This is a genomic window from Collinsella aerofaciens, assembly GCF_015553355.1.
Taxonomy (GTDB): domain Bacteria; phylum Actinomycetota; class Coriobacteriia; order Coriobacteriales; family Coriobacteriaceae; genus Collinsella; species Collinsella aerofaciens_V.
In genome coordinates this window covers 1-18,199 of the sequence record NZ_JADNGN010000024.1, presented here as the reverse complement: position 1 = coordinate 18,199, position 18,199 = coordinate 1, and the positions used below count along the sequence as shown (strand labels likewise).

At 59.0% G+C, this 18,199-nt stretch carries 12 protein-coding genes and 1 tRNA gene; 4 read left to right on the top strand and 9 right to left on the bottom strand.

Annotation, left to right across the window (positions count from 1 at the left end; genetic code table 11):
* Window positions 1–75 precede the first annotated feature (75 nt).
* Complete coding sequence (locus I2D57_RS06760; RefSeq protein WP_055285612.1) at window positions 76–795, bottom strand: GntR family transcriptional regulator; 720 nt, start codon at window positions 793–795, stop codon at window positions 76–78.
* Window positions 796–1,024: 229 nt separating this feature from the next.
* Here I2D57_RS06760 and I2D57_RS06755 point away from each other — a divergent pair, with 229 nt between their 5' ends.
* From I2D57_RS06755 to I2D57_RS06740, 4 genes are all read left to right on the top strand, one after another.
* The gene (locus I2D57_RS06755; protein WP_195361934.1) at window positions 1,025–3,475 is read left to right on the top strand and encodes a PTS transporter subunit EIIC; all 2,451 of its coding nucleotides are present in this window, start codon (window positions 1,025–1,027) and stop codon (window positions 3,473–3,475) included.
* Window positions 3,476–3,600: 125 nt separating this feature from the next.
* Window positions 3,601–4,614, top strand: a complete 1,014-nt coding sequence (locus I2D57_RS06750; RefSeq protein ID WP_260699342.1) for a polyprenyl synthetase family protein — start codon at window positions 3,601–3,603, stop codon at window positions 4,612–4,614.
* A 138-nt stretch (window positions 4,615–4,752) separates the two neighbouring features.
* Window positions 4,753–5,658 (top strand): peptidoglycan-binding domain-containing protein, encoded by a 906-nt coding sequence (locus tag I2D57_RS06745; protein WP_022094145.1) that lies wholly within the window; start codon window positions 4,753–4,755, stop codon window positions 5,656–5,658.
* A 38-nt stretch (window positions 5,659–5,696) separates the two neighbouring features.
* Window positions 5,697–5,768, top strand: a tRNA-Gln gene (locus tag I2D57_RS06740).
* 330 nt (window positions 5,769–6,098) lie between these two features.
* On the opposite strand, the gene I2D57_RS06735 is transcribed toward I2D57_RS06740, so the two are convergent.
* The 8 genes from I2D57_RS06735 to acpS form a co-directional block, all read right to left on the bottom strand.
* Complete coding sequence (locus I2D57_RS06735) at window positions 6,099–8,282, bottom strand: hypothetical protein (RefSeq protein ID WP_195361932.1); 2,184 nt, start codon at window positions 8,280–8,282, stop codon at window positions 6,099–6,101.
* Between the two features lie 193 nt (window positions 8,283–8,475).
* A complete protein-coding gene (locus I2D57_RS06730) occupies window positions 8,476–10,365 on the bottom strand; it encodes a carbon starvation CstA family protein (RefSeq protein ID WP_195361931.1) in 1,890 nt (629 codons plus the stop codon).
* Between the two features lie 812 nt (window positions 10,366–11,177).
* Window positions 11,178–13,562 (bottom strand): tRNA (adenosine(37)-N6)-threonylcarbamoyltransferase complex transferase subunit TsaD, encoded by a 2,385-nt coding sequence (tsaD, locus tag I2D57_RS06725; protein ID WP_195361930.1) that lies wholly within the window; start codon window positions 13,560–13,562, stop codon window positions 11,178–11,180.
* The gene (gene tsaE, locus I2D57_RS06720) at window positions 13,549–14,055 is read right to left on the bottom strand and encodes a tRNA (adenosine(37)-N6)-threonylcarbamoyltransferase complex ATPase subunit type 1 TsaE (RefSeq protein ID WP_006235849.1); all 507 of its coding nucleotides are present in this window, start codon (window positions 14,053–14,055) and stop codon (window positions 13,549–13,551) included. Before tsaE ends, tsaD begins: the two co-directional genes overlap by 14 nt.
* 12 nt (window positions 14,056–14,067) lie before the next feature.
* Window positions 14,068–14,688: a uracil-DNA glycosylase gene (locus I2D57_RS06715; RefSeq protein WP_195361929.1), complete on the bottom strand. Its 621-nt coding sequence runs from the start codon at window positions 14,686–14,688 to the stop codon at window positions 14,068–14,070.
* Between the two features lie 8 nt (window positions 14,689–14,696).
* The gene (gene alr / locus I2D57_RS06710) at window positions 14,697–15,842 is read right to left on the bottom strand and encodes an alanine racemase (protein ID WP_035137770.1); all 1,146 of its coding nucleotides are present in this window, start codon (window positions 15,840–15,842) and stop codon (window positions 14,697–14,699) included.
* 2 nt (window positions 15,843–15,844) lie between these two features.
* Window positions 15,845–17,461 (bottom strand): NAD(P)H-hydrate dehydratase, encoded by a 1,617-nt coding sequence (locus I2D57_RS06705; protein WP_082222952.1) that lies wholly within the window; start codon window positions 17,459–17,461, stop codon window positions 15,845–15,847.
* Complete coding sequence (gene acpS / locus I2D57_RS06700) at window positions 17,462–18,001, bottom strand: holo-ACP synthase (RefSeq protein ID WP_006235843.1); 540 nt, start codon at window positions 17,999–18,001, stop codon at window positions 17,462–17,464.
* Between the last annotated feature and the right edge of the window lie 198 nt (window positions 18,002–18,199).

Sequence of the window (18,199 nt, the reverse complement as noted above, 5' to 3'; positions counted from 1 at the left end):
AGCCGATGTACCGTCGGTTTGACCGGGCGTTTTCTCTTTGAGGCCATGAGTCTCGTCAGGCTGCGAGCTAGCCGGCTATCGCTTGGAATTGACGCGGTAATGGAAGATCTCGGGATGTGTGCGAGTGTGCGTCACCTCAAACAAGATGCCATCCGAGGTGTACGACTGACTCTCCATGACGGCAACGCAGTTGTATTTGCCGAGGTCAAGATAGCTGCAGTCCTCATCGTTGGCGAGCTCGACACTCACCGTACGACGGCTCGCCATCACTTTGACACCGCGCTTGTGCTCCAGATAGCCGTAAATAGAATCTGCCGCGATCTCGGGAGTCAGGCCCTTGGCGATCGACGCCAAAAAATAGCCATGGTCCACTTGGCGCGCGTTGCCGTTGAGGCTTCGGACACGCACTACGCGAATCAACTCCTCGCCCACCTTAAAGCCCAGGTGACGAGAGAGTTGCTCGGTGCAAACCAGATGTTCGAAAGACTTAACGTCCGTCGATGCAACGGCATTGTTGCGCTTTGCAAACTCGCCAAACGACTCAACCTCTTCGAGTGCGCCCAACATGTCGGTTTCGCCCTTAAGCCAAATAACGCGCACGCCCTTGCCGTGTATGGGCTGCACAAACATCCCGTCGGCCAGCATGCTCAAAGCGCGGCGGACGGTATTGCGCGTGCAGCCAAATTCCGCGGTCAGCTCGGCTTCGGTTGGCAGCATCTCCTGAAACGCATAGGTCCCATTAATGATGCGCGAACGTATTTCTCGGTAGATTCCTTCGTATATCGCTTTTGGCATTGTTTCACCTCTACATTATTCATTTCCGGCTAGGCACGATAGCATTTCTTAAAGTTGTTTAAACCGAATATCGGTGAAGCGACAGGATTTAGCCGTTGACGGTTTCTGTCATGCCCAAATCGGTTTCGCTCAAAACTGCCGGTACGACACTCGTCTGGTCCTCTACAATGAATCCATTGTTTAAACGTTTCCCCACGCGCAACGCGCCTCGATATTCGGAAGGCAGAACATGCTGCAAAAAATCCAACGCTTTGGCGGGGCAATGTTCGCGCCCGCCATGCTGTTTTCTATATCAGGCCTCATGGTCGGCGTCTCCGCTCTCGCAACGACTGCGGACATCGTCGGCGATCTCGCCGTATACGGAACCCCTTGGTACGTTTTCTGGGCTATCATCCAGCGCGGCTCGTGGACGGTCTTTAAACGCCTCCCGCTCCTTTTTGCCGTAGCGCTGCCCACCGGTCTTGCCCAAAAACAACCGGCTCGTTGCTGCCTCGAGGCTCTCGTCGCCTATTTTGCCTACTGCTTCTTTTTGAGCGAGATCATTAAGCTGAGCGGAGACAACCTTGGACTTGAGTACCCGTCATCTTTGACCTCCGCCAGCGGTATCACCGTCATCGACGGCATCAAGACGCTCGACACCGGCATTATCGGCCCGCTGGCGGTATCGGCAACCGTCGTTGCCATCCATGACCGCTTCTACGATGCCAAGGTTCCCGATTGGCTCGGCACCTTCTCGGGCTCCTCGCTGGTCTACCTCATCAGCTTTTTTGCCGTGTTTGCCCTTGCTGCTATCTCGGCCGCCATCGTGCCCTACGTATACGATGTAACCGATACGCTGCGTCACGCGCTTGCAGGCGTCGGTCCCTTTGGCGTGGGCATCTTTGTCTTTTTAGAACGAGCACTCGAGCCCTTTGGCCTGCACCACCTGCTCTACATGCCGATCTACTACGACAACCTGGTCATTAACGACGGCATCTACGCCACGTGGAGCAGTTTGCTCCCCATCCTCTCCCATAGCACGCGCCCCCTTAATGAGCTTGCGCCGTGGGCCGGTTTTACCGCCACCGGCTGGGTCAAGCTCTTTGGCCTTCCTGCCATCGCAGCTGCGTTCTACTCCACCGCAAAACCCGAGCGCCGCGCCGGCCTCAGGGTCATCCTTGTTCCCGCCATCATCGCCTCGGTGGTTTGCGGCGTTACCGAGCCACTCGAGTTTCTCTTTATGTTCACCCACCCCGGGCTCTTTTTGCTCTACGCCGTCTTATCGTCTTGCCTTGCCACAACCATGAATCTCTTTGGCATCGTCGGCATCTTCTCGGGCGGCCTGATGGAGATGGCAGCCTTCAACTTTATTCCGCTCATGCGCACGCATGCCGGTGCCTATCTTTTGGCGCTCGGTATCGGCCTTGCCTTTAGCCTCATCTTTTTTGTTAGTTTTCGAGCACTCATCTTGGTCTATGACCTTAAGACACCGGGCCGCGAGGATCATGTTGCCAATCGCGCGGCAATCGATTGTTTAACGGGAAGCGACTTTGCCAAAGAGCAATCTCCCAATGACGAGGTCAATAGTCGATCCGATCAAGATCACGTCCTCGCTGAGCGGGTAATTCAGCTTTTAGGTGGCGTTGGCAATATCGTGGGCGCAACCAACTGCGCCACGCGCCTGCGCGTCGAGGTCGCAGACCCTTCCATCGTTGCAGATAACGCGTCGTTTGTCGCGGTGGGCGCCAAGGGCCTCATCATTACGGGCAAGACCGCCCAGGTGATCATCGGCATCTCCGTTCCCCGCGTTAAAGAGCATTTTGACCAGATCATGGGCCTCGAGCCGGAATTTGTGCCCACCACCTCGGCCTCCCCTGCCGCCAGCGCAGCCCATAAGCGCGGCGATATTTGCTTCTTCGATATCGACGGAACGCTCGCCTGGCAAGACCCCAGGCTCGCCCAAGACCTTCCCGAAGACGAGCGGGACCTCTCCCCCTATCCCAACGAGGCGGTTTCGCAGGCAATCCGCGAGTTTGTCGCCAACGGCAACATGGCCTTTATCTGCACGGGACGTACCCTGAGCTGCATCCACCCCAAACTTCTTGAGCTGCCCTGGACCGGCATCGTCTGTCTTGCGGGCGGTTACGCCGAGATCGACGGACACGCAATTCGCGATCTGTCGATGACGCCCAGTATGTTGCAGCGTCTTGCCCCCTACCTTGAGCAATCGGGCGAGGTCATCCGCTTTGAGGGCCTCAACGGCGTCGTGCGCATGAGTGCCGATGCGCCCGATGCTCCCGGATACGCGCGCACCCTGGGCGACGCAGTCACGCAGCTGCAACATTACAGTGTCTACAAGATCTTGATGTCTACATCGCTCGCCAACCACATCGCTCAAGACAAGGCACTTGAGCCGCTGCTGTACTTTAACGAGCTCGAACTCGAGGTAACCGAAATCTCGCCCCGCGAATGCACGAAGCGCGGGGGCATCCAGTCTGTACTCGACGCCCTCGATCCCCACCACGGAACCGTATACGGCATCGGCGACGCCAGCAATGACGTCTCGCTGATGAACGCCGTCGATGTCGGTATCGCCATGGGCAATGCGCCGGACTATCTCAAGGATAAGGCCGATTACGTGACCGACACCGTCGATCACGACGGTGTCGTTGCGGCGCTCGAGCATTTTAGGCTGATTTAGGCGCGCTCTATCAAACGCACGCCCGTTGTCCTAAATCGCCAAAACTGCCGCGCCAAACGCCCTGATGTGGCAATATGTTGTCTGCATATTACACCAATGCAACCTCAGAAAGAATGCGAGAACCCGTGTCCAGTCCGTTTACCAGCTTTTTAGCCCAGCACTTTGACCAGATTAACGACTATCTGGCCACGTTCTTTGACGGACAGGCGACCTCTGCCGATATCGAGCGCTACCTGTACGCGCCGCTCTCGGCTTTTACGGCCAACGCCGGCAAGCGCCACCGCCCGCTTATCTGCATGCTCGCCGCAACCGCAGTGGGCGGTAGCTTTGAGAGTGCCCGCAGCGCCGCGGCAGCCATCGAGCATTTCCAGTCGGGCGCGCTGATCCACGACGACATCGCCGACAACGGACAGCTTCGTCGAGGCAAGCCCTGCATGCACCTTACCGAGGGCACGGGCCTTGCCATCAATTGTGGCGACCTGGCGCTCACCATGGTCACCAAGACGGTTCTCGACGACCCTACGCTGGAGTCCGACGTGAAGCTGCGCGTGCTCCACGAGCTTACCGAGATGATCGTCCGCACCATTGAGGGTCAAGCACTCGACCTGGGTTGGGTCCGTGACGGGCGCTTTGATATCTCGGTTGATGACTACCTGGACATGGCGACGCACAAGACCGCGTTTTACAGCGGAGCCACGCCGCTTGCCGCCGGAGCCATTATCGGCGGCGGCAGCGATGAGCAAATCGAAGCGCTGCGCGCCTTTGGCCTACACACAGGCCTTGCCTTTCAGATTCAGGACGACCTGCTCAACCTTGTCGGCACTAAGGAAGCCGCCAACAAGGACTTCCGCACCGACATCACCGAGGGCAAGCGCACGCTTGTCGCCGTACACGCCCTCTCTGATGAGCGCCACCACGACGAGGTCGAGGCGATTCTTTCCTCGGGCACCGATGATCCCGCGCAGCTCGCACGCGCCGTGGAGATCTTCCAGGAGACCGGCTCTATCGATTACGCCCACACTTACGCGCTCGACCTGACCGCTAAGGCCAAAGCGGCCATCGAGAACGTTGAGCTTGATCCGCACGCACGCGAGCTGTTCCTCTCCATGGCAGATTTCTTTGTGGAGCGCCTTAACTAACGGGGGTTATAAAATCTGTCAGCAGCGTATTTAGGCACAACTTGTTACACTGTTGAGTGCATGTTTATGCATCCCTTTGCGTTGTCTATCCGACAGACGCTCAAATAGTACGAATGGTACGCCGAAAGGGGTTCGTTCATGGAACCTATTACAACGGGCATGCAAGGAGCAGCCGTCGAAGACGTGCAGTCTCGTCTCCTGCAGCTCGGCTACACGATTGATGCCGCCGAAGTCACCGACAAGTACTTTGGAGCCACCACTGAGCAGGCCGTCAGCACCTTCAGGCTCGACAGCGGCCTTGCTGCCGGTCATGCCGTCGATATCCCCTGCTGGAGCGCCCTTGTAGACGCTTCGTATAAGCTGGGCGACCGCACTCTCTATCTGCGCATGCCCAATTTCCATGGCGCCGATGTGCAGGCCCTGCAGCGCGCTCTCAACGTTTTGGGCTTTGCCTGTGGCGAAGACGACGGCTACTTTGGTCCGCATACCGAGGCCGCCCTGCAGCAGTTCCAGGAAAATGTCGGCCTGTTTGCCGACGGCATGGCCTTCCAGGACACCTACGCCTACATCAACCGCCTGCACCATGTGTGGGAGGGCAAGCCCTCGGTCACCGAAGCCGAGTCCCGTATCGGTTTTGCTCGCGCCGCCAACGTGCTCGAGCGCTTCCAGATTGCCGTTATCGGCGAGGACCCCATCGCACGCAGCGTTGCGTCGCGCATGTGGAATATCGCCACGGCAACGACCGACAACAGCGGCATGATGCTCTGCGACTCCGAGGTCCCAACCGACGTTGACCTAGTGCTCGAAATCGCAAGCGATGAGCTGCCCGCAGATGCAGCGCCGCGCGCCACGATCGCCCTCGCCGAGTGCCACAACCTGGCCCAGCGCATCCGCACTGCCAATGTCGCCGCGCAGCAGAAGCCGGCACGCATTCGCATTGAGCTCACGGGCATGACGCGCTACAACGGCACCTTCACGGCCAGCGACGCGCAGACACTCGCCGTACGCCTGCTCGATGGCGTTTGCGATGCCCTCGCAGATTAGGTAAACTAAACGAGTTGCTTTTGGGCAACACCACACATTGGGACGTAGTTCAACGGTAGAACTCCGGTTTTTGGTGCCGGCTGTTGGGGGTTCGAATCCCTCCGTCCCAGCCCTTAAGAACACAGCGCTCCAGGCCCTTATGAACCTGGAGCGCTTTCTTGTGGGCAAGCGGAGGAATTCGAACCCGCAAGGGTGCGGAGCTGAGGAAACGCGAAGGCGCCCCAAGCCCATTAGGACCAAGAGCGCCTAACATCAAGAAAATATCAGCCCCGTTCCGAAAAGCGAGCCGTCATCTACAAAATGGCGTGTGGCCCCGACGGGCCGGGCATTAAGTTTGTCGCGAGTTCCGCACGAACAGGAGGCCACTTAACCTCGATGTTTTGGACGTGCCAGGGCCCCTCGCAGCGTCAAGAAGACCGCCGTTCGGTAGAACGGCGGAGCTAATTGTTCAGCATGCGATCGAAGCTTCCCGAGTCGCCATCCCGATAGTCTGCGGTCATCAGAATCTCCTGCGGAATGCGCCCGCCCTCGCGCAGCACGTTGCGGAACTGCACGCGCGTGACCATGGGCAGATCCTTGATCGTCGCCGCCAGGTTCTGCGGCACGCCCTGGTTGGCAGCCGCGGGCTCGCACTCGCCGCCGGCCTTCACGCGACGCTTATGCTCGGCGAGCATGGCACGGTACATGCCGGCATGCAGGCGAATCTCAACCACATTGGCATTGCGAGCCTGCTCGACAATGCGCGCGCCCTCGCGATCGATATCGCCTACGTAGTAGACGTAGTTAAAGCGATAGCCAATCTCAGCCAGATAATCGTCCAGGGCATGCGAGACGCTCGCCTTGCATCCGCCGCCAAAAATCACGCCGCCCACCTTGATGCCAAAGAGCTTGGCGTGCTTGCGGCCACGCAGCAGCTTGACGATCTCGTCGTAGGTGTCCAGGTTCTCGACCATAATGAACGGCTTGTCGGCGCCCAGCGTAAAGAAGCCCGTAAAGTGCACGGGGCGATTGGGGGCGACCTTGATCGCCTGCATGCTGATGCCCTTTTCGGTCATACGCCTGATCAAGCGCTCACCGTGCTTGCCGTCAAAAGCCTTCTCGTCGTTAAAGATCTGGTAGGCACGCTGGCGGCGCGAGGCAACCGGCGTATCGGCACCTCGGTTCTGCTCGATCCAAGCCTGGATGATTGCGATTTCCTCGGCAATCTTGCGGTTGGACATCTCGTTGTGCTGAGTGCGCTGCGGAGCCTTTTTGCCGTCCTTGCCCTCGACCTTTACGATCTGTGTCTGCTGCTCCTTGATCTTAGAGAGCGCCGTGGGCGTAGGGACAACTTTGAGCAGCTGCCTGCCTAAAACGCGGGCAAGGGCAAACGCCGAGGCCTCGCCGTGAACGGCCGACTTGGGCTGCTGGGCAGCAGTATCTGCTGCGGCAGACTCCGGCTTCCTCTGAGACTTGCGCTTAGAATCGCCCTGGGAATTGCGCTCGCGCTTCGGCATAGACGCCTGCTTCTGCGGACGAACGGACTTGCTCTCCTTCGCCGGCTGGCGCTTAGGCTGCCCCGAAGAAACCTCGGCCTTCGCATCCTCGTTCTGCGGCGTGGTCTTCTCGGCCGCAGTCTCGGCATGGGAACTGCGGCCCCCACGATGGCGACGGCGGCGAGGCTTGCTCGACGCGCCCTGCTCCGTCTGCTCATCAGTAGGCTGCTGGCCCTTGGCCTCGGCATCAACCTCAAGCTGCGGCTCAACAGGCTTTTGCTCGCGAGCCACCGGCTCAACGGCCTTCTCGTCCTTCTCGCCCTGAGTGGTCGAAGCCGGTTCGCTCTTCTCCTGACGCCTTACGGGATACGCGCGCCCCGCAAAACCACGTCCGGGACGGCATGAACCCGGAGCCTTCTTGACAGACTCCTCAACATCGTCTGCAACCTCAGAAGACTCTTCAACCTCACGCGCGGCATCCTGCTGTGCAGCCTTAAAGTGAGCACCGCGACGGCGCTTGGGCTCTTGGGCCTCCACGGGCTTTTGCTCCTTCGTGGGCTTCTGCGACTCGGCAGCAACCTCGGTCTCAACAGCCTCGGCATCCGTCTCGCCCTTTTGAGCAACGGCGCGACGGAAGCGCTCCTGCTGGGCGCGGCGCTGCGCATCGCGCTTGCCACCCCCACCAAAACCGCCGCGTCCTGCCTTGGCCGTAAAGGCACGCACGACGTTCTCATCGAGCAACTCATCGGTATCGACATGCTCACGCGGAGCAGTTTCTTCCACAGCAGGCACGTCAGCGGAATCCTCGACGACAAAATCCTCGACGGACTCGGCAGGCTGCTCCTGGGCATCGCGGATCTCGGCATTGATGGTATAGAACGCCGGGCGCCCGTTAATGCCGCTACCCTCGATCTTGGTCACGATATTTGCCGCGATAAGCTCATCGCGCATCGCCTTGGTGTCACATTCCTTATCGACGGAGCGGAAAATCTGCGCCAGCGCGCTCGACTTAATCTTGAGTGCCTTGCGGCAGAGCAGGTCGTAGGCAACCAGCTTGGCACGCTCAGCAGAAAGCGATGTCTGGCTGCTCAGACGCTCAGCCAGGGCATCGACATTATTTTGGTTATCGGAATATACCGTCTTGGCCACGGGGCCCCTTTCATATGTACACATATACGTTTATATGGTACAACGCGCGCCCTTATCCATGCAAAACATCTGCGAGAACACTCGAGCACACTCGAGCGTCACCCACTTTTGCATGAAAAAAGACCGAGCCCGCGAAGTCGCGGACCCGGTCTTTCCGAGTCAAATGGATGGGAGATTCAACCCGTCCGACCGACTAGGCCTTGACGGCCTCGGCGTCAGCGGGAGCCTCGGCGGCAGCGGCGCGACCGTACTCGGCCTTGCCCATCTCGGACCACTCGGGCTCCTCATCAGGCATGGAGCCAGCCTCCTTGCCGAAGAACTCCTTGAGGCAGTTGACGGCGACGATGAGGCCCAGGACCATCAGCAGGACAGCGAAGACAAGCTGCAGGCCCTTGGTGGCGGCGACGGAGACGGCGGCCGTGGTGGCGGTAGCCGGGATGGTGCCGAAGAAGCCGTAAGCCTGGACAGCGGCCATGCAGCCCATGGCGCTCTGGACCAGCGAGGTGAAGGTGCAGCAGAGCAGGAAGGCGACGGGCACGTAGAGCATCCAGCCCTTGCGGCCGGTGCACTTGCAGAACACGGCGAGGGTGATCATGGTCATGCCGCCGAGCAGCTGGTTGGAAGCACCAAAGAGCGGCCAGATGTTGGCATAGCCACCAAAAGCGAGGGCGAGACCGGGAAGCAGGGTGACGACCGTGGCGAACCAGGGGTTGCCGAGGACCTTCATGTAGCCGGCCTTGGACTCGATGGCCAGGGCGTCGTTGGTCTGGGCAAAGAACTCGGAGAACGAGGTGCGGGCGATGCGGGCGACGGCGTCGAGCGAGGTCAGGGCCAGAGCGGAGACGTTCATGGTCATGAAGACGGTAGCGAGCGTGCCGTCAACACCGAAGGCCTGCATACCGCGGGAGATACCAGCGGCGAAGATCTGGAACGGGGTGGAAGCGACACCGGCGTTGAGGACGCCGGTACCGGCGGTGTTCATATCGGAGAACATGATGCCGGCGACGATGATGGCAAGGATGCCGACGAAGGACTCGACGATCATTGCACCGTAACCGACCTTGACGGCGTCCTGCTCCTTCTCGACCTGCTTAGAAGAGGTGCCGGAAGAAACGAGGCTGTGGAAACCGGAGAGAGCACCGCAAGCAACGGAGACAAACAGGACCGGGAACATCATGCCGGAGGCAGTGGAGAAGCCGGTAAAGACCGGAGCGGTGATAGTGGCCTGACCGTTGACGCCCAGGACGACGATGCCGAGGACAGCGCAGACGATCATGACGATCATCATGATGGAAGTGAGGTAGTCACGCGGAGTCTTGAGCATCTGGATGGGCATAGCGCCAGCGAAGACCAGGTAGACCATGACGACGGCGAACCACTGGAACTTATCCAGGTAGACCGGGAACTGCATACCGACGGCGAACATGAGAACCATGAGGACCACGCCGGTGATGAACTCGGCAGCGCCGGTGAGGTTGAACTTCTTCTGGGCCCAACCAAAGGCGATAGCGACGAAGGTGAACAGGATGGAGATGGTACCAGCGCAGCCGGCGGCATAGGACTTGGTGAAGTCGATGGCACCGGTAGCAGCACCAGAAGCGTCAACGGCCGGGGTGAACATGAACGTCTTGCAGACCATGTCGGTGAAGGCGGCGATGACAATGATGCAGAACAGCCAGCAGAACAGCAGGAACAGGCGACGGCCGGTCTTGCCGATGTACTTCTCGATGAGCTGGGCCAGGGACTTGCCGTTGTTCTTCATCGAGGCGTACAGGGCGCCAAAGTCGTGGACGGCGCCAAAGAAGATGCCGCCGACGAGGACCCAGAGCACGACGGGCAGCCAGCCAAAGGCCATGGCGACGATCGTACCCGTAACAGGGCCAGCACCGCAGATCGAGCTGAACTGGTGCGAGAACGCGGTGAAGGCGGAGACGGGCGAGAAGCTCTTGCCGTCCTTCATGCGCTTGGCCGGCGTGAGGGCCTCTTTGTCAACGCCCCACTTGTTGGCCAACCAGCGGCCGTAGCCCAGATAGCCGCAGGCGAGCACCGCCGCAGCCACAACCATGAGCAAAACTCCGTTCATTACATTTCCTCCTCTAAAAAGAACTACTCAGACATAAAAAAATGAGGGCCGTCGGTTGCGCTCGACGGCCCTCATCTTCATCAGCCGCCCGTTATCGTACGGGCTAGCTGTATGTGCTAACCCGCATCAGATAATTACTACGCTGATAATGTTTAGCTGATGCGTGAACATGTCTGAGAAATCCTCTTCAATCATGATGTGAACGATCCGTGCGTGTTCACATCCCCCAGTGGATGAAAAGGAGTATGAAACTTTAGTTGCCTAAAGTCAACGCAAATATGTAATGAATTTTCAACTTTTTTTGAATTTCTCGGTATAAAACGCCACTGACCTCGGACTTTACCCAACAAAAGTTTTTGCATGAGAGATGCCCCCGAGAGCGGCGGGAGCCGGGCGGCGCATATGAACTTTCCTGCTCTACAGTCCTGCGCAAGACGGAAAGCACATTAAGTGCTTTCCTTTGCGTGCGGAACTCGCGATAAAGTTCATATGCGCCGCCCGGCTCCCCCCGCTCTCGGGGGCTCCCGTCCCAAATGTGCGGAGCAAAGCTCCGCACACCAACTTTTTCTTTCAGCTAAAGCACGCCGGAAATTCGACGCTGGCTTGTTAATCTTGCTGGACGTTGTCGACGCCAAACCAGCTCGGAAGCTATATCGATACAGGAAGGTCCCCGGCCGGAGGGGCCGGATATAAGGTTTATCGCGAGTTCCGCACGCAAAGAAGGCCACTTAATGTGGCCTTCGTCTTGCGCAGGACTGTAGAGCAGGAAACCTTATATCCGGCCCCTCCGGGCGGGGACCGCACCCATACGACTACAGCGTCATGTTCGGATCGGCGTCGACGTCGAACGGCGAGATTTCTCCTCGGTCGAATTTACGGCGGGCGACCTCCGCGATCATGGCGGCGTTGTCGGTGCATGCCGAGAGAGGCGGCACCGTCACGCGGATGCCCTGGCGCCCGAGCTTCTTGATCATCATCTCGCGCAGATGCGGATTAGCCGAGACGCCGCCGCCGATGCAGTATTCCTTGCATCCGGTGGCATGCAGCGCGTTCTTGGCCTTCTTGTACTGTACGTCAAAGACAGCTGCCTCGAACGAAGCTGCCAGATCGGGCAGGTGAATCGTGCGCCCGGCCTTGGTCTCCTGCTCGATGTAGAGCGTCACGGCCGTTTTAAGGCCCGAAAGCGAGAAACGATAGTCTCCCCTGCTGTTGAGCGCACGGGGGAAATCAATCGCGCGGGGATTGCCTGTCTCGGCCAGCTTGGAAATGATGGGGCCACCGGGATAGCCCAGGCCCAACGCCTTGGCCACCTTGTCGAAGGCCTCGCCCACGGCGTCGTCGAGCGTCTCACCGAGCACCTCGTAGTCGCCCCACGCCTTCACGTGCACGAGCATGGTGTGCCCACCCGAGACAAGCGTGAAGATAAACGGCGGTTTGAGGTCGGGTTGCGCCAGCAGGTTGGCAAACAGGTGCCCCTCCAGATGGTTGACGCATACGAGCGGCTTACCGGCAGCGTAGGCAAAGCCTTTGGCAAAGGCAACGCCCACCACGAGGGCGCCCACCAGGCCCGGACCCTGTGTCACGCCCACGGCGGCAAGCTCGCTGGGGGCAATGGCTCCACCCTCAAGACCAAGCGATGCTGCGGCATCCTCGAGCGCCGCATCCACGACACTCACAATCACCTCAACGTGTTTGCGCGAGGCGATCTCGGGCACCACGCCGCCAAAGCGGGCATGAAAATCAATCTGTGTCGACACCTGGTTGGCCAACATATTGCCATCCGCATCGATAATCGCCACGGCCGTCTCGTCGCAGGAACTCTCGATAGCGAGCACTAGGCGGCGGCGCTCAATTTCGGCACGCTCCCCCTCGGAGCGCCCAGGCGCAGGCAGCGGCCATACGCGCTGCTCTGCCGCCGTCGGCTCGGGCGAAGCATTGTCGACCGGAAGCACCAGGGGCAGCGGAGCCGTCATGACGATGGCATCCTTGCCGGCACCATAGTAGCCGAGGCGCCGTCCTGCCTCGGTAAAGCCCAGAACGTTATAAAGCGCGATCGCTCCCTCGTTGCCGTCCTCGACCTCGAGCGAAGCCGTGGTGCAGCCGAGCATCTGGGCATCATAGCTCACGTGCGACAGCAGCTTGCGGGCAATGCCCTCACGGCGATGTGCCGGGTCGACGGCGACATCCAGAATCTGCACATCACCGTCCACGACCATACCGCCGGCAAGGCCCAGCAGCTTGCCGTTGTCGTGTGCCACCCACCAACTACGCGGCGCAGCGACGTCCTCGCCCAGTTCGGACAGGAACATGCCCGGCGTCCACGCCTCGTGTCCGGCACCTTCAAAGCAGGCAGCCTCCAGCGCGCTCGCGCCCTCGGCATCCGCCGCGCCCATGGGACGGAACTGCAGATGACGACCGGCAAGCTCATCGGCAACGCCCGTAATTTCGCTCTGCGCACTCTCGGCAAGACCAAGACGCTTGCGCTCGTTTTCCTCGGCATCCGAAAGGCGCGTGTAAATCGGCAGGACGCGAGCCGGATCGCCGTCACCCGCAGCGTGCGCGAGCAGCAAGCCCTCGCCCGAAGGCCACCACAGGTCGCGCTCCACGCAGCGGGCGGTCTCGTCCTCACCCAGCAGCTTGCCATAGCGCACGAGACCGTCACCGGTCAGCTGAACCTGGTCCCAGTCCGCTGCTCGGCGCCACTCATCGAGCGCCATGGCGGCCTTGACCACGTGTTCGCGCTCAAATTGACGCTCGGGACCCTCATCGATCAGCATATACAGCGCCGGATATACCTCACCGCGCATAGCATCGGCCAAGATACCAAGCTTGCCGCGCACGCCAGCCTTCCACGCCGTCCAAGCGCAAGCGTCGAGCGTCGACACGCCCAGCAGCGGAACATTGGCACCGCGCGCGAGGCCCTTGGCAGTGGAGATGCCGATGCGCACACCCGTAAACGACCCCGGGCCGCGGCCGACCACGTAGCAACCAACATCGCTGCGATCCAGACCGGCTTGAGCCAGCACGCCATCAACGGTATTCACGAGCTCAACGTTGGCGTGACGGCGACACATGTGGTCGCCACTCACGAGCTTCGTCTCGCCCGTCTGCTCATCAATCCAGCTTGCCGCGCAGGCAAGCATGTCGGTCGAGGTATCGAGCGCCACCACCAGCGCGTTGTCGTTATGCAAGCTCATCTTGTACAGCCTTATCAATCAAATGGGAAAGCTCCATTGCGCGGTCACCGTGCGCCTCGAGCGTTATCGTTCGCACATCGCTGTCGCCCTCATCACGCTTGAGCGTCACCGAAAGATACTCATCCGTCAGCTCGTCCTGGAATTGTTCGCCCCATTCCAGCAGGCAAGCACCCTCGTAGCCCAGCACATCGAAAATGCCCGTATCCTCGAGCTCGTAGGCATGCTCCAGGCGGTATAGATCAAAGTGAAACAGCGGAATACGACCTTGATCGTGAACGGCCATGAGCGCAAACGTAGGACTCGTAACCATATGCCCATCGCCCAGCCCGCGCGAGACGCCCTTGGTAAAGTGAGTTTTGCCCACTCCCAGGCCACCGGTCAGGATGAGCACATCGCCGTCCTCAAGGCACGGTGCAATTAGCTCGCCAAAGTACTCCGTATCGGCAGCGCAAGTCGTTTTGTAAGTACCTACCCCCAGGCGCTCCAGGGACATATATGCTCCTTATTATTCCGAGGCGTCCTCTGGTGCGGGATGTCGCTCCAGATAATCGCCCAGCATCTTAAAGTCTTCCTCCAGCAGCTCCTGCCACGCCGGATTGCGCAGCGCTGCTGCCGGATGGAACGTGGGCATTACTACAAAATGCCCCATCTGGTGGAACCTGCCGCGCAGCTTAGTAATGCCAATCTCGGTCTTAAGCACAAAGTGCGTCGCGGGGTTGCCGAGCGTCACGATAATATCGGGCCAGATGCTTCGAATCTGCTCACGCAAAAACGGCGAGCAAGCCAGCACTTCCTCGGGACGTGGATTGCGGTTTCCCGACGGGCGGCACTTAAGCACGTTGGCAATGTAGACGTCTTCGCGTTTGAGCCCCGCCAGCGACAAAATGCCGTTGAGGTCCTCGCCTGCCGCCCCCACAAAGGGCTCGCCCTGCAAATCCTCATTGCGGCCCGGCGCCTCGCCAATAAACATCACACGAGCGCGGGGGTTTCCCACGCCAAACACGATATTGTGACGCGACTGGTAGAGCTGGCAGAGGTGACAATCGCCCAGAACGGCCTCAATTTCCTCGAGTGCGACCTCACGTGGTGCCTGATGGGTATGGCCGGGGATGTGCATGACGCCCATAGCGGCTCCTACACGTAGACCTTGTCGAGACGCATGCCAAAGCCGCAGGCGACCTCGTAGTTAATCGTTCCGCGCAGTCGGGCCATCTCGTCCATAGTGATCTCGGCATCGCCATCGCGGCCGACAATAATCATCTCGTCACCATACTCGGCCTCGGGAATCTCGTGTGCCGGGTTGGACTGAATGGCGACCATAAACTGGTCCATGCAGATATTGCCAACCTGATGCACGCGCTCACCACGATACAGCACATCCATACGATTGGAAAGCGTACGCGATAGGCCGTCGGCATAACCGATCGGCAGCGTGCAGATCTGAACGCGCGTGCGCGGTACGCGGTAGGTAAAACCGTAGCCCACGCCCTCACCCATCGCAGGGTGTGCCACGCGCGTCACGCGCGCATGGACGCTCATAACGGGATCAAGCTGCATCACGCGGCCACTCAGCTCGCACGGCTGCATGCCATACAAGCCAACGCCGGCGCGAATCATATCAAAATGCATCGAGGGGTCGAGCATCGAGGACGGCGTGTTGGCGCAGTGCACGATACCGCACTCAAAGCCCGCATCCTTAATGGCCTGAACGGCCTCGGTAAAGCGCTGACACTGCAGTTTGTAGTCCCAGCCCGAAGGTTCATCGGCCGTGGCGAAGTGCGTAAATACGCCGTCGCACTGAATACCGCGATGGAAATTAATACCGCGCACAAAGTCGAGCACCTGCGTGTAGTGTACGCCGATACGATTCATACCTGTCTCGATGGCGAGATGATACTTGCCCACCTTGCCCGCCGCGACGGCACATTCGCCATACGCAAGAGCAAAGTCAGACGTATAGACCGAGGGCATGATATCAAACTCGAGCAACGTCGGAATGGCCTCGATAGGCGGCTCGCTTAGGATGAGGATGGGCTTCGTAATCCCGCCCTGTCGAAGCTCAACGCCCTCGTTAACCGTCGCCACGGCAAACATGTCGGCACCAGCCGAATACATGATTTTGGCGCACTCGACGGCACCATGGCCATAGGCATCGGCCTTGACCACGCAACACAAGCGCTGACGTGGATTCAACAAGTTCTTATAGGCCCTCGTGTTGCGACGGAGCGCCCCGCGGTCGATCTCGACCCAGGACCAGCGCGTCAAATCGGCTTTATTCATGATTAGTCATCCGACCCTTCGTCCATGATTCCCAGATCTTCGAGCGCATCCTTTGCTGCCAGCTCCATGGCAGGACCAATCAAGTCGATAAGATCGGTCGCGATAACGCTCTTCTCACCATACTCCGTCGCCGCGGCAAAACCGGCGTAGCTGTGAAGTGCGACGGCGTACGAATACAGCAACTCCCAACGATCCATCTCGTCGCGCATGGTGGCAAGCGTGCCGGCCAAAATACCCGCGAGAACATCACCCGAACCGGCAGTTGCCAGAGAAGCCGGACCCGAAAGTGGCAGCAGCACACGCTCAACGCCACAGATAGCCGTCGTCGGCCCCTTGGCAATGACCACCAGATTGTCGGAGCCTGCAGCCCAGACAACCTTCTGCGCGGCTGCAATCGCGGTACCAAGGTCGTTCACCTCGTCACCGGCAACCAGACGCGAAAGCTCACGATAGTGCGGCGTCATAACCAACGGCTGCTCGCGACGATACATCTCGGGGTTACTATCAATACCGTCAATGGCAATCTTAGCAAGGCAGTTGAGTGCATCGGCATCCAAAATAAGCGGTACATCAAGCTCGAGCAAGCCCGAAACCACCTGCATAGCGCCGGCAGACGTCGTCATACCGGGACCGCACAGTACGCAGCTGTACTTCTTTGCAATCTCGCACACCGTCATGCGCGCAGCGGCGCCAAAGGAGCCGCGGGAATCAGACGGAATAGCAAAGACGGGAATCGAAGGAAGTGCCATGCGAATAAGATTAGCGCAGGCGTCAGGAGCCGCGACTGCCACGTAACCAGCACCCGCGCGAGCTGCAGACTTGGCCGCCATAATGGCAGCACCAGGATATTGCGCAGATCCGGCGACAATAAGCACAGAGCCACGGGAATACTTATCGATATTCGTAGGAAGTGGAGCAAAGTAATCAACTAAGTCACCGGGCTCGACAATCTCGGCGGCGTGGTCGACATCATCGATGACCTCGTCAAGACGGTCGTAAAGATTGCCGCAGATCAAATCGCCAGCATACTCAGGGCCATCAGCGCTATACAGACCAATCTTGGGCGCAATCATCGTCACCGTATGCTCGGCACGAATGCAGTCGTCATCAACAACGCCCGTCTCGGCATTCAGGCCCGAGGGGACATCAATGGATACGACACAATCGGCGCATTCATTGACCGTAGGAATCCAGATGGAGAACGGCGCACGCAGATTCCCGTGGAAACCGGTACCAAAAATGGCATCGACAACAACATCGGCCTTATCGATCAAAACCTCGAGTTCGTCACGCGAGGGGCCGACGCAAACGTGCACATCGCGGCCGGCAGTACGACGAGCAACATGACGTGCCAGAGCAGCAGGAATCTCATCCGGCTCAACCGGAGAAACGATATCGACGTCCACACCCTTATGGCTCAGAATATCGGCGGCAACCCAACCGTCGCCGCCATTATTACCAAAACCGACCAGAACGAGAACCCGATCGGGATTGAGCTTCAAGACCTCGTTGGCGGCAAACTCACCCGCTAGCTCCATAAGCTCGGCCTTCGAAGTCCCTTCGCGTTCGATGATATCCTCGAGACGAACGACTTCTTCGGTACTCAAAACCGGTTTCATCTATGCTCCTAGCGTATCTTGCGAAGCATCGCCCAGGTGCTCCGTCAATGCTGAATTCTGCAGCTGCTCAAGCTCATCTAAAACAGAGCGAGCCTCTTTAAATGTCTGCGCTACGCGTTTCTTGGTACTCACCTTTTCCTCTTTTGGCTTAGGCCGAGCATCTTCGGTAATCGCGATGGCATTCGCAACGGCTAAGTCTCCTGTAAGCGTAATGGAAAGAGCGACCTCAACAACACCCAGCTCTTGAGCGATCTCGAGAGCACGGCCCGAAAGCAGCGCCTTCGGTTTGCCGAGTTTATCACGCGTAACCGAAACATCCTTGCGACCAACGCCTTGACTAAAACCCGTGCCGAGAGCTTTAAGTACCGCCTCGCGCGAAGCAAAGCGGCTGGCATAGTGAGCAGCGGGACGCGATGATGCATCACAATACGCACGCTCTTCTTCGGTAAACACGCGCCGAGCAAACGACGGCGTCTTTTCAAGAATTGATTTCATACGGGAAATCTCGACGATATCAACGCCGATACCAGCTTCAGCCATGTTCACCTCCATATCGCACAGACTAAGTTATTGTAGCCCGTTCACAGAAGATGCGACAAACGAGGGTTATAAAACACAGCTACTATGTGAGACAAAAGCCCGTAAACGCAAAAAAGGGGGAGGCCGCGAGGCCTCCCCCTTCCGCAGTTCAAGCGTACGGCTCGGTGCCGTCCACCGGTCAGCGGCGCCCTGGCCTCC